This window comes from Alloprevotella sp. OH1205_COT-284 (genome assembly GCF_003859795.1).
Taxonomy (GTDB): Bacteria; Bacteroidota; Bacteroidia; order Bacteroidales; family Bacteroidaceae; genus Alloprevotella.
In genome coordinates this window covers 15,435-27,529 of record NZ_RQYI01000031.1, presented here as the reverse complement: position 1 = coordinate 27,529, position 12,095 = coordinate 15,435, and the positions used below count along the sequence as shown (strand labels likewise).

Annotated in this window: 12 protein-coding genes; all 12 read right to left on the bottom strand. The window is 43.4% G+C overall.

Annotated features, from left to right (window positions below; translation table 11 throughout):
• Positions 1 to 265: 265 nt before the first annotated feature.
• The 12 genes from nqrF to EII14_RS07625 all read right to left on the bottom strand — a co-directional run bounded on the left by nqrF (position 266) and on the right by EII14_RS07625 (position 12,091).
• Positions 266 to 1,537: an NADH:ubiquinone reductase (Na(+)-transporting) subunit F gene (nqrF, locus tag EII14_RS07680; RefSeq protein ID WP_124931958.1), complete on the bottom strand. Its 1,272-nt coding sequence runs from the start codon at positions 1,535 to 1,537 to the stop codon at positions 266 to 268.
• Between the two features lie 18 nt (positions 1,538 to 1,555).
• Positions 1,556 to 2,185, bottom strand: a complete 630-nt coding sequence (gene nqrE / locus EII14_RS07675; RefSeq protein ID WP_124931957.1) for an NADH:ubiquinone reductase (Na(+)-transporting) subunit E — start codon at positions 2,183 to 2,185, stop codon at positions 1,556 to 1,558.
• A 29-nt stretch (positions 2,186 to 2,214) separates the two neighbouring features.
• Positions 2,215 to 2,835, bottom strand: a complete 621-nt coding sequence (locus tag EII14_RS07670; protein WP_124931956.1) for an NADH:ubiquinone reductase (Na(+)-transporting) subunit D — start codon at positions 2,833 to 2,835, stop codon at positions 2,215 to 2,217.
• A 17-nt stretch (positions 2,836 to 2,852) separates the two neighbouring features.
• The gene (nqrC, locus tag EII14_RS07665; RefSeq protein ID WP_124931955.1) at positions 2,853 to 3,554 is read right to left on the bottom strand and encodes an NADH:ubiquinone reductase (Na(+)-transporting) subunit C; all 702 of its coding nucleotides are present in this window, start codon (positions 3,552 to 3,554) and stop codon (positions 2,853 to 2,855) included.
• A 9-nt stretch (positions 3,555 to 3,563) separates the two neighbouring features.
• On the bottom strand, positions 3,564 to 4,727 hold the full coding sequence (locus tag EII14_RS07660) for an NADH:ubiquinone reductase (Na(+)-transporting) subunit B (RefSeq protein ID WP_124931954.1): 1,164 nt from the start codon (positions 4,725 to 4,727) through the stop codon (positions 3,564 to 3,566).
• 13 nt (positions 4,728 to 4,740) lie between these two features.
• Positions 4,741 to 6,096 carry a Na(+)-translocating NADH-quinone reductase subunit A gene (locus EII14_RS07655; RefSeq protein ID WP_124931953.1) on the bottom strand — a complete coding sequence of 452 codons (1,356 nt, stop codon included), beginning with the start codon at positions 6,094 to 6,096 and terminating at the stop codon, positions 4,741 to 4,743.
• Between the two features lie 238 nt (positions 6,097 to 6,334).
• A complete protein-coding gene (locus EII14_RS09665; protein ID WP_370242161.1) occupies positions 6,335 to 6,541 on the bottom strand; it encodes an IS30 family transposase in 207 nt (68 codons plus the stop codon).
• A 238-nt stretch (positions 6,542 to 6,779) separates the two neighbouring features.
• Positions 6,780 to 7,562, bottom strand: coding sequence for a tetratricopeptide repeat protein (locus EII14_RS07645; RefSeq protein WP_124931952.1), 783 nt, complete (start codon positions 7,560 to 7,562; stop codon positions 6,780 to 6,782).
• Positions 7,544 to 9,373: a BatD family protein gene (locus tag EII14_RS07640; RefSeq protein ID WP_124931951.1), complete on the bottom strand. Its 1,830-nt coding sequence runs from the start codon at positions 9,371 to 9,373 to the stop codon at positions 7,544 to 7,546. The genes EII14_RS07645 and EII14_RS07640 overlap by 19 nt, the downstream gene beginning before the upstream one ends.
• 41 nt (positions 9,374 to 9,414) lie before the next feature.
• Positions 9,415 to 10,056, bottom strand: coding sequence for a tetratricopeptide repeat protein (locus tag EII14_RS07635; RefSeq protein ID WP_233569412.1), 642 nt, complete (start codon positions 10,054 to 10,056; stop codon positions 9,415 to 9,417).
• A gap of 10 nt (positions 10,057 to 10,066) precedes the next feature.
• Positions 10,067 to 11,083, bottom strand: coding sequence for a VWA domain-containing protein (locus EII14_RS07630; protein ID WP_124931950.1), 1,017 nt, complete (start codon positions 11,081 to 11,083; stop codon positions 10,067 to 10,069).
• A gap of 3 nt (positions 11,084 to 11,086) precedes the next feature.
• Positions 11,087 to 12,091: a VWA domain-containing protein gene (locus tag EII14_RS07625; RefSeq protein WP_124931949.1), complete on the bottom strand. Its 1,005-nt coding sequence runs from the start codon at positions 12,089 to 12,091 to the stop codon at positions 11,087 to 11,089.
• Between the last annotated feature and the right edge of the window lie 4 nt (positions 12,092 to 12,095).

Here is a 12,095-nt window from a genome sequence, read left to right as displayed (position 1 = left end):
CTATTTCAGAGGATGGACGATAAGATAAAACGATAATCATAAAATCGACACCACAAATTTCCTCCCCCGCTTGGGGTACCCCAAGCGGGGGAGGGGGAGGAGAATCTTACACACTTTTTCGGACATTACCTTATTTCACCACTAGTTTAAGGATTTGGAGCTTACACACTTTTGGGGGACAGTATCGCTATAAATTGAAAGCAAGATAAAAGCTCGAACCATGCCGTTGCGTGATTCGAGCTTTTTATGAAGATTTGAGAATAGATCAACCAAAGTCATCAAAAGAAATCATATCGTCTTCCACTCCAAGAGAATGGAGTAAGTCAAGCACAGTTTTCGACATCATGGGAGGACCACAAAGATAATATTCAATATCTTCCGGAGCTTCATGAGATTTCAAATAGGTGTCACCGAGCACAGGCGCGATAAATCCGGGGGTGTATTTCACTCCGAGCGCATCGGCTTTCGGATCCGGCCGGTCGAGTGCCAAATGGAAATGAAAATTGGGAAATTCTTTCTCCAATTGCAAGAAATCTTCCATGAAAAAGACTTCATCTATGGCACGAGCTCCATAGAAATAGTGCATCTCTCGATCGCGAATATTTTTTGTTTTCAGCAAGTGCATGATTTGTGCACGAAGAGGTGCCATACCGGCACCACCACCGACCCAAATCATTTCCCGCTTAGAATTGTAACGAGGGTGAAAATCTCCATAAGGTCCACTCATCGTCACTTTATCGCCGGGTTTGAGGCTGAAGATATAAGACGACGCTATACCCGGATTCACCTCCATAAATCCATCGCCTTCTTCTTTGGGTTTGAAAGGAGGGGTTGCGATACGTACGGTCAGAGTAATAATATCACCTTCATCGGGATAGTTTGCCATAGAATAAGCACGTACGGTAGCTTCCGTATTGACGCATTTCAAGTCAAAAAGACCGAAATTCTTCCATGCCGGCAAATAAAGTTCTCCGATCAGTTCTTTGTCGAAATCCTTGTCAAAATCTATTTCAAAAGGCGGAATGCTGATTTGGGCATAAGATCCCGGTTCGAAGTCCATATGCTCCCCAGGAGGCAATTGCACTTTATATTCTTTGATGAAAGTTGCTACATTGCGATTGCCGATTACGGTACACTCCCATTCTTTGACGCCCATGACGGAGTCATCGACCTTGATTTGCATATCGCCTTTCACTTTTGCCTGACAGCCGAGACGCCAATTTTCTTTTACTTCTTTGCGGCTGAACCACCCTTTTTCCGAATCGAGGATCTCACCTCCTCCATCGGGGATTTGACATTTGCATTGACCGCAAGAGCCTTTTCCTCCGCATGCAGAAGGCAGATAAATTCCGGCATCGGAAAGCGTGGTAAGCAGACTGCTACCTTGTTCGACTTCAAGAGTGTCCTTTCCGTTGATGGTGAGTTTTACCTTACCGGAAGGAGACAAATATTGCTTGGCTACGAGGAGTATGATCACCAACACAATGATGATGATGAAAAACACACCAATGCTGGCAAGAATTAGACTTGTATCCATGTTTATTAGTAATTGCGATTAAAGGTTTAGACCGGAGAAGCACATGAAAGCCATGGCCATAAGCCCTACTGTGATGAACGTGATACCCAGCCCTTGAAGCGATTTGGGCACATTGGTATATGCCATTTTTTCCCGAATGGCGGCCAAAGCAACGATGGCCATCAGCCAACCGATGCCCGACCCCAAGGCATAGACAAAAGCGTCGGTTATGTCACTTATGGCTTGGGAGGAAGTAGCCGGATCCATTTGGATACGCTGTTGCATGAAGAGGGAAGCTCCCATGATAGCACAGTTTACGGCAATCAGCGGCAAGAAAATTCCCAATGCCGCATAGAGTGAGGGGGAAAAACGCTCCACCACCATCTCAACCAGTTGCACGATGCCCGCTATGACTGCAATAAAAAGGATGAAGGACAAAAAACTCAAATCTACTCCATCAATTAAACAGTTGGGGCCCAACACGCGAGTTTGCAGTAAATAGTTAATCGGCACAGTAACCACGAGCACGAACACAACTGCCACTCCAAGGCCGAAAGCTGTTTTCACGGTTTTGGATACGGCAAGATAAGAGCACATACCCAAGAAGAACGCGAAAATCATATTGTCCACAAAAATAGAGCGGACGAAAAGACTAAGCAAATGTTCCATAGATTTGTATTTGTTTAAGTTGGGTATGATTATTTTTTCTCACGATCGTTGTAGGCACGATGTGCCCAAATCACACAACCGCAGATGATGAGTGCCATAGCCGGCATAGTCATCATACCGTTGTGGAAGAAATCACTTTCTGAAATAAATGGGATTTCGTGGCCGAGCAACGACGCCGCCCCCAGAAGTTCGCGTACAAATCCGACAACGACCAGCACCCAAGCATAACCCAAGCCACTGCCGATGCCATCAAGAAACGATTCCCAAGGGCCATTCATCATGGCGAATGCTTCAAGGCGTCCCATGAGAATACAATTGGAAATGATCAACCCGACATAAACAGAAAGTTGAACACTTACGTCATAAGCATAGGCTTTGAGCATTTGACTCACGATGGTAACAAGAGTAGCCACGACCACCAATTGGATGATGATGCGAATGCGTGAGGGGATCGTGTTGCGCAGGAGGGATATGATGACATTGGCAAAGGCCGTGATAACCGTCACCGAAAGCCCCATTACAATGGAAGGTTCCAGTTGAGAAGTGACAGCAAGAGCAGAACATATTCCCAACACTTGGCTGACCACGGGGTTGTCAAGATTCAGAGGAGCGGTCAGTACCTCTTTGTTTCTTTTTGAAAAAAGACTCATAACGATAGGTCTCCTTTTTATTTATGATTAGCGATAAAATATTTCTTATAAGGGGAAAGGCTGGTTTTAAACATTGCATCCATTCCGTCACAAGTGAGCGTAGCTCCCGTGATCATATCCACCTCTGTTTTCGGATTTTCCACTTTTTTCTTCATGCCAAGCGCGACAGCTGTGAAAGCGGTGTCGGCATGTGCCTGCTTGTCTGTGAATTTTTGTTGAAATTCCAACTCCACAATACGTGCACCCAAACCGGCCGTTTCACTTTCATGCGTATAATTGCAGCCATAGACCGTGTTGAGGTCTTTTTTCAAAGCCAAGTATCCGGAGATCCCTCCCCACAAACCGCGTCCGAAGAGAGGAACGACATACAACGTATCTGCTCCAACTTTCGCGACATAGAGGGGAAGTTTTTTGTCATGATCATTCTTGGCCGTGATCATTTTGCTTTCCACGTCGAAACCGCCGACCGAATCGATCACTTCGCCTTCGACATTGACCACAAGGGCTTTCAAGATAGTTTCGTTGTATTTCTGTTCCACATTCTCCACGTCGCGCAAGTTCAATGCTGCAAGGATCTGACTTCTTTTGTCGTTGGCGACATTGGCCTCTTGCGTAGATTTTAAGACAGAAGAGATGAAAGCGAGGAGAAACGCGACGATAATAACCATTATCGAAGCGTAAACAATCGTATAAGCGTTGCTGTTGGTATTGAATTTCATGGCTCGGCGTTATTCTTGTTTCATGCGTTTGGCACGCTTGTTAATATTACTTTGAACATAGCAATAGTCAATCAAAGGAGCAAACATGTTCATAAATAAAATGGCAAGCATCATTCCTTCGGGGTAGCCGGGATTAAGCACACGAATCGTGATGGCCAAGGCTCCGATGAGAAATCCATAAACGAATTTTCCCTTTTCCGTTCGTGCCGAAGTCACAGGGTCGGTCGCCATGAAAACGGCTCCGAAAGTAAAACCTCCCAAAAAGAGATGCTGACAAACTCCCAAATGTGCAGAAACATTTTCGGCAGCTCCGAAAGCATCAAAAAGTGCGGCGACAAGTGCTCCTCCGGCAAAAACACTGAGCATGATCTTCCACGAAGCAATACGAGTCCACAGCAAAACAGCTGCCCCGATGGCTATTGCGATGACAGAGGTTTCTCCGATAGATCCCGGAATAAGACCTGTCACCATATCTGTCATTGAGGCTTCTATAAGTTGTCCGTTGGCAGCCTGTCCGAGAGGAGTTGCTGCGGTATATCCGTCGGCCAGTTGTCTGCCCAATCCGAACCAAGATTCTGTGCTGACCCAAACACTGTCACCACTCATTTTGGTCGGCCAAGCAAAAAAGAGAAAAGCACGAGCCACCAATGCCGGATTGAAAATGTTCATTCCCGTTCCGCCGTAGATCTCTTTGGCAAAAATCACGGCAAAAGCCACAGCAACACCGATCATCCAAAGAGGCGTACCAACGGGTACGATCATGGGGATCAATATTCCGGAAACGAGAAAACCTTCTTGAATTTCTTCTTTCTTCCACTGAGCTACCACAAATTCAATGCCAAGCCCGACACCATAACTCACAATGATTTTAGGAAGTGTAACGATAAGGCCGTAGAAAAACATTTCAAAAAATGTTGCTTCAACGCCGGCGGATTTATAGTTTTGAAAACCAATGTTGTACATTCCCATCAACAACGCAGGAATAAGAGCAATGACCACAAAGCTCATGATGCGCTTCGAGTCTATGGCGTCATGTATGCTTACTCCTGTCTTTGAAGTCGTATTGGGCACCAGAGCAAAAGTTTCCAAACCATCGAATACGCTATGGAAAGATTGCAGTTTCCCTCCCGGCTGAAAATGGGGACGGATAGTATCAAAGAATTTCTTAATCATATTTTCTGATTGCTTATGAGTTTTCTTTGCGAAGAATATCGAGTCCTTCGCGCACGATGCGTTGAAGTTCGAGTTTAGAAGAGCAAATAAATTCTGCCACAGCAAAATCTTCCGGGGCAACCTCATAAATGCCGAGAGCCTCCTGTCTATCTATGTCGCCCGTGATGATGGCTTTGATCAGATAGGACACATAAATATCCATGGGAAAAACACGCTCATATTCCGCCGACATGATCATATGCCGTCGGCCACCTTTCACACGGCAATCAAGACGATAATTTTTCTTGCCCAACAACCACGAAAAATAACTTCTGCTCGTGGAATATTCATGAAAACGTGGCATGATCCAACCAAACAATTCATGTACGTCATCGCCTTCGGGCAAAACCGTCACTTCCGTCACATGCGCTCCAAGAAAATCGCCCTTTCCGGCTTTTTCTCCGACAAGAGGATTACCGTTGATCCATCGCAAGTTATAATTGGTTTCTTTTACTTCTCCTTCCAGTAATTCTGACAACGGATGACCAATAGTGACTTGTGCATATCGAGGCTCGATCACTTCACTTCCGGCTATGGCGATCTTGCGCGTAAAATCTACTTTTCCCGTACGCATCAAACGACCGACAAACAAGACCTCTTCTGCTCCCAACGTCCAAACCACTTCTCCTTTGTTTATCGGATCGACACGATTGATCTGTACGCCGACATTTCCCACGGGATTAGGGCCGTCAAAACAAGCCACTTCCACGTTGGACGTATTCATGGGCAGGATATTTGTATTGAGCTGATGCGGACTCACTCCGACATGCACTTTGGCTATTCGGCTCAAAGCGGCCACTCCTTCCTTAAAGTCTTCTTCCTGACCTTGTACCACAAAATTAAAATCGGCAGCCAAAGGCATTGTGGAAAAAGCACTTATAAAGATCGATTTCGGAGCAACATCCGGTGAAGGAACAACGTCGTAAGGCCGCTGTCTGAAAAAGCCGAAGACTCCCGATTCAAGTAGTAAACTCTTCATCGTATTTGCTTCCATCGTTTTATATCCAGTCACATCAAAGCTTTTGCTCACTTGTGCGCTGTCGGGTTGAATGCGAATCGAGAGGAGCTTGCGACGCTCACCACGCTCCACAGATTTCACAATTCCACTCACCGGAGCAACGAACTTCACTTTTTCTGTGGCTTTATCCACAAAAAGCGGAGTGCCGACCAAGACGGATTCGCCTTCTTTGACAAGCACTTTGGGGGTAATGCCACAAAAATCTCCGGGACGAAGCGCATATTCCGCAGCTTGCTTGACATCACGCAATTGTGGTGCGGCCTCGCCCGCAAGACGAACGTTTAATCCTTTTTTGATTTTATAAATATCCATGATGTAATAGAAGAAATTTCCGTGCAAATTTACGTCAAAAAGAGAAAATGACAAAGCAAATAATTGGCTTTTGGAAAAGAAAGAAAACAAACCGCTTCAACGTAGAGTCAACCAGCAGGTGCAAAATTATGATTTTCTTTTGTTGAGCTCAGCTTTGGGTGTTTCAAAATCGAGTTTTTGTCTTGGCCTTCTGTTTATCTTCTTCTGTATTTGAGCAATTCTTTTATCTGTGTAGTCATCAAAGTTGGCATGCTTGGGGGATATACTGCCTAATGAGCTTGTTTGTATTCTCAATAGCTCCCTTCTGCCACGATGAGTAGGGGGCTGCAAAGTAAACAATAACTCCTAATGCTTTTGTGACTCCTTTATGAGCTGCAAATTCAGGCCCATTATCTGTCGTTATGGTTTTGATGTATTTCTTGTAAGGTAAGAGTAATCTACGCACCTCTTTGGCCAATGGCTCGGATTTCTTGCCATGGCGTAGTCCGGTCAGCGTGTATGATATTATAGATGCTTTGGTGGGAAACACTGATACCCTCTTTCTTCAATACTCCCGATATTTGACACGGAGCCTACTTCTCCAAGATGATTTGTTTGATTCTCCATACCAAATTCAGGGGCAAGATTGGTATTCCTCACCGTGCGCGGTGTTGTTCATAGATTAGAAACCATGAAAAATAAGGCTATTTGTTGCACTTCGATTTAGAAAGTACAGCCACTTCCTCTATACTTTCCTTTTTTAACCACACGATTTTATCATCGGGAAGCTTGGCACAGAGCCAAATGTCTTGTAGTCGTTCCACGATTTCAACCGTTGTCCCTTCGTGCAAAACGATGTCTGAAAAACTCTTTTCCGTAGGGTTCGAAAAGGTCTTGACTTCGGCAATAACAACCGCTCGATTGTTGTTTTCATATTGATTGCGAAGAATAAAAGCAAAGAAAGAAGAGAGCAAGAAACCGACAAAGACAAAAGCTCCTCCGACAAAGGCACTTTTTCTCCAAAATGAAGACACGGAATTCCGAAAAAGGATTATGAAACCGATGACGAACAACAAACAAGAAAAAGAGATATCCACCCACCCTTTTATGCTTTTCGCATTCATGGTTGTTGTTATCCATTTGGTCAAGAACGTTTTTCCGCGCGGTGTGAATCGGTCGATCAATCTCCGATTAACAATTGACAAATTGCATTGAGCGTCTTCGTGATTTGGTTCGAGATAAAGGGCACGTTCATAGTTTAATACTGATTTCCCCCATTGTTTCAAACGAAAATAGGTATTTCCCAAATTGTAATAAACATCAGCCGAAGGGTTTTCTTTAAGTTGTTGTTCATACAACTCTGCGGCACGATCATATTCTTTTTTTTGATAGGCCCTATCTCCCTGCTCCTTGACAGACAGAGGCCAAGCAGTTATGGTCGCGGAGATTATTCCAAGAAGCAATAAAATTAAAATTCGCTGATACATTTTTGTTTCAATTCATTTTCTATCATGTCGATCATTTTTTGCACTCGCCGGAGCAAATTTTCTCTGAAAGTCATATCATTGCTCGGAGTAAAACGTGCAAAATCCATATCATTCAATAATGTTTCGACCATTTTTATCGTAGCAGAGGAAACCTTTTTGTTTTGTAGCTCGTCCAAAACAGAGAGCTTGGACAATTTGGTTTTCGGAAAGTTCAGTTTGACAGCAAAATAAGTTAATACGACATCATTCATTGCGTCAAAAAACTGCGTTTCATGCAGGTCGGATAAATTCAGTACGTTTATTTTCTTTCTTGCAACATCAGCCGCTCTTAATCTCTTGATGTTTACTTCTCTAAGAAAAGCAAACATTTTCGGAGAATACTTTATCAAAGCCAATCCACCGATACTGAAGGTAAACAAAGCAAGAAAATATTCTATTGTGCCCCACCAATTCCAATCGCCTTCCTCAAAAGGTTCATTCTTTCCTTTTCTTATATCACGAATATCATCCTCGCCGGAAAAATCAACAGCTTCCCCATGGTTCTTCAAACGATTGCCTTGCCGAATATACAAAGAAATTTGGCGAGTGCGATGAGTCACATATTTTTGAAGAGAGGTGTCAAAATAGACAAATTCGACAGCAGGAATTATAAACTGTCCGGCTTTTCGGGGTACAAAAGTATAATCGAAATGTATGGCTCCGTTCACGCCGTCGGCAGTAACTTGGGTTTGGTCATTGATTTTAGGGGCATATTGATCGAATTCTTTTGGGAAAGAAATTTGAGGGGTTTTTATCAATTTCAAATTACCGACTCCTTTAATCGTAAAGCGAAAAGTAGCCACATCATTTGTTTTAAGAAGTTTAGATAGGATTTTTCCTTCAACACTCATCTTTCCCACTCCTCCGGAAAAACGGGCAGGCCGGGGAGAGGGCAAAGGCAACACCTGTATGGTCAGATCTCTTGTTTTTCGCTGCAAGTCTAACGCTCCTTCAAAAAAAGCATCATATTCATTTTCTTCGCTGTTTCTTCTAATGACTTCACAGTCGAAAACGACACCCGGTATCAAGAACTTGCCCGTTTGTTGAGGAAAAATAAGATATTGCAAGTTTGTGCCCACCCGATACACCTCTCCGTTAATCACTTTGGCCTCCGGTGAGAGATTGCGTGGGAGTTTGATCTCTTGTGTCCAAAAGCCTTTCAGATCCGGCTTTTGTGCAAGCATCACATTCGCCAACCCGATGCCAACTCGCGTGTGAAAGCGATAGGTCAGCATAATCGGCTCTTGTTCATACACTTTGTTTTTCGAGGCATTTACCGTAAAAAACAAATCTTTCTCACCGATCATTCGGGAGCTTCTGTTTGTGTCGAAGGTCTTTGAGGGACTTATCGACCGAGTAGTGTTCCGTGCAACACGATTGTTTTTGACGACCCTAATACTCAAAGGAGTCGTTTTCATGATTTTCCCCTTAGCCGTAATTTTTGCTGCTCCGATTGTAAAGCTACCATTTCTTTTGGGAGATAGAATATATGAATATATTTCGGAAGAAGCGGAAGAAACATGCGTGTTCATGACTTGCACGCTTTGGCTATGAGAAATGTTAGGCCCCGAAAGAACTTCAAAATCCTTGAATGAAGGAGGAACAAAGTTCTGTCCTTTTGCATTTTGCAACACAAACTGTATATTAAATCTTTCCGTTCCTTCTACTATTTGCGGAGCCTCAGCCGTAAAAACTGTTTGCCCTTTAATAGACAAAATAGATAAATGAGAAAGAAACAAAAAGAATAATGCTATCGTTTTCAAGCGTGTCATAGAGATAAAAGGAGCTGAAAATAAAAATACGGTTCAATGAACTACCAGTTTTTTTCTGTGTTTTGCCGACGTGGTTGTCTCATTTTTTGTAATCTGCGCAAAATCGACTGTTCTGCCTGTCGAGATAAATTTAATAATTGCTCCACATTATTTTCACTCATCTTTTGTTGATGTTGTTCATTTTTTTGCTCTTTATTGTTCTCTTGCTCATTTTTTTTCTTCTCATCCTTTTGTTCTTGTTGTTTCTGTTGCTCTTGTTGTTTCTGACAAAGCACAAGATTGTAACGCGTGTCTTCATCTCCGGGATTATTTCTCAAAGCATTCTTATATGCGTCGATTGCCTTGCCATAATCTTTAAGTATATGATGAATATAGCCAATATTATGATAAGCCTTTGCTTTCAGCATTTTATGGTCTTCTTTTTGGGCAATGTTTTCAAATTGTTCCAACGCAGCTTGTACATCTTTTTGTGCCAAATAGGCATCTCCCAAGTTAAAAGCAGCACGTGAACTTTGCGGATTATTTTTGAGAGCATGACGATAATGCTTCTCCGCCTCTTTATAATCACCACGCTGAAAAGCACGATTACCTTGACGCAGAGATACCCATTCCGATGTTTGAGCCGCTAAAAACATGGGAATGACGATACCAAGAAAAAACAAGACGAAACGGTTATTTATCATTGAAGACAATTCATTTTGTGAAAAACTTGAAACGCGAAAATAATGGATTTTTCTTTTCAAGCACCAATAATTCGACCAAAAGTAGGAGCAAAAGTAAAATTGCGACTGTTTGAAACTCTTCGTTCAACGTTTCGCTATCGGCAATTTCAGAATCGCTCTCTTGAAGTTTTTTTAATTCTTCTTCGAGTCGATCTTGCGCAAGATTACTGCCATCTATGTGAATATAAGCACCTTTACCGGCTTCGGCAATCTCCCTACACATTTTTTCATTGAGAGATGTCTTCACGATGCGCCCTTCGTTATCTGTGAGCCACCCTTCCGGAGTCGGTATCTTTGCTCCTTCCACACTTCCGACTCCGAGAATATAAACTCTTCGTCCATTTTTGGCCGCCGCAACAGCTGCTTCTTTTGCCCCCGTCCGGTGATCTTCTCCATCGGTGATGATGACAATGGCTTTACCGGCTTCTTCGTCTTGTGTGAAACTCTTATCGGCCAATGTTATGGCCGCGGCAATATTGGTGCCTTGAAGAGAAACCATGTCTGTCGTCATGTTGTCGAGAAAGAACCTAATACTCACATAATCATTGGTTATGGGTAGCAAAGGGTAAGCCTCTCCTGCAAAAAAAGCCAATCCGATCTTATCCTCTTTCATTTTTTCGGCAATCGTGGAGATGAGCAATTTACTTCGCTCTATGCGGGAGGGCGAAACATCTTTTGCCAACATGGATTGTGACACATCAAGCACAAAAATCGCCTCAATGCCTTTACGGTTCACCATGCCTGAGGATGTCTCGAATTGCGGCCGTGCAAGAAGCAGTATGGCCATGATGACAGCAAACATAAGCCAAACAAACTTGACAATCGGACGGGTCGAAGAACGTAGGGGGACTAATTGCTTCAACACCTCCCGATTGCCCAATTTCGATTCGCTGTGATGTTTTTTCCAAAGCGTATAAAGGAAAAGGCCGACTAAAAAAGGAAGGAGAATAAAAAGACGAAGATATTCGGGATTGGCAAATTTGAACATAAACTAAGGTATTCGTCTCAACCATGTGAGACTAAGTAATATTTCCAATATCAACAAGACAAAAGCCGCCACGGCAAAAGGCAGATAGGCTTCATAGCGTTTTTGCAAGTGATGAACGGCAAGTTTTCTTTGTTCCAAACGATCTATATCTTTGTATATCTCGCGCAACTTTCCCTCCGAATCTGCTGCATAATATAATCCGCCCGTAGTTTTTGCAATGGCTTTCAAGGTTATGGGATCCATATCGCTTTGCACATTGGCATAATAAAGTTCACCATTGGGCAGCATTCCTACCGGTTGTTTAACCACTCCTTGTTTTCCTACTGCAATCGTATAAATTCTGACTCCTTTTTTTTGCGCCATTTCTGCGGCCGTAAGCGGAGAAATATCTCCCGTATTGTTAGCTCCGTCTGTAATCAGAATAACTACCTTTGAAGGAGCATTGCTTGTCATCAGTCTACTTACGGCATTGGTTAATCCCATGCCGATAGCTGTTCCTTCCGAAATTACACCTGTGCTTTGAAGCTCACAGCTGACATTTCTAAAAGTTGAGAGTAGCGCTGCGTGATCCGTGGTCATGGGGCATTGAGTGAAAGCCTCTCCTCCGAACAACGTCAGCCCGATATTGTCATTTTTTCTACTTGCAATAAACTCATAGGCAACCTGTTTGGCCGCTTCCATCCGATTGGGGAGCAAATCCGGCGTCAGCATGCTTATCGATATGTCCATTGCGATCATGATGTCTATTCCTTTCACTTCTTTCCGACTTTGGGGAATAGAGGTCTGCGGCCGTGCCAAGACGATAATAATCAACAGAAAAATGACTAAACGCAAGATAAAAGGCAAGTGTACCAAAAGTACCCGCGGCGACAAGGGGAGGTGGCGGAACGCTTCCGTGGCGGAAAATCGCAAAGCCGGCTCATAATGCCGGCGCATTAACATATACCATAACACCAATGGTATAAACAATACCAACAACAGAAAATATGCGGGATGAGCAAAAGTCATAGCA

Coding starts and splice junctions, on each gene's coding strand:
- nqrF (WP_124931958.1), bottom strand. CDS start 1,537: ATGGATACAAGTCTAATTCTTGCCAGCATTGGTGTGTTTTTCATCATC.
- nqrE (WP_124931957.1), bottom strand. CDS start 2,185: ATGGAACATTTGCTTAGTCTTTTCGTCCGCTCTATTTTTGTGGACAAT.
- EII14_RS07670 (WP_124931956.1), bottom strand. CDS start 2,835: ATGAGTCTTTTTTCAAAAAGAAACAAAGAGGTACTGACCGCTCCTCTG.
- nqrC (WP_124931955.1), bottom strand. CDS start 3,554: ATGAAATTCAATACCAACAGCAACGCTTATACGATTGTTTACGCTTCG.
- EII14_RS07660 (WP_124931954.1), bottom strand. CDS start 4,727: ATGATTAAGAAATTCTTTGATACTATCCGTCCCCATTTTCAGCCGGGA.
- EII14_RS07655 (WP_124931953.1), bottom strand. CDS start 6,096: ATGGATATTTATAAAATCAAAAAAGGATTAAACGTTCGTCTTGCGGGC.
- EII14_RS07645 (WP_124931952.1), bottom strand. CDS start 7,562: ATGTATCAGCGAATTTTAATTTTATTGCTTCTTGGAATAATCTCCGCG.
- EII14_RS07640 (WP_124931951.1), bottom strand. CDS start 9,373: ATGACACGCTTGAAAACGATAGCATTATTCTTTTTGTTTCTTTCTCAT.
- EII14_RS07635 (WP_233569412.1), bottom strand. CDS start 10,056: ATGATAAATAACCGTTTCGTCTTGTTTTTTCTTGGTATCGTCATTCCC.
- EII14_RS07630 (WP_124931950.1), bottom strand. CDS start 11,083: ATGTTCAAATTTGCCAATCCCGAATATCTTCGTCTTTTTATTCTCCTT.
- EII14_RS07625 (WP_124931949.1), bottom strand. CDS start 12,091: ATGACTTTTGCTCATCCCGCATATTTTCTGTTGTTGGTATTGTTTATA.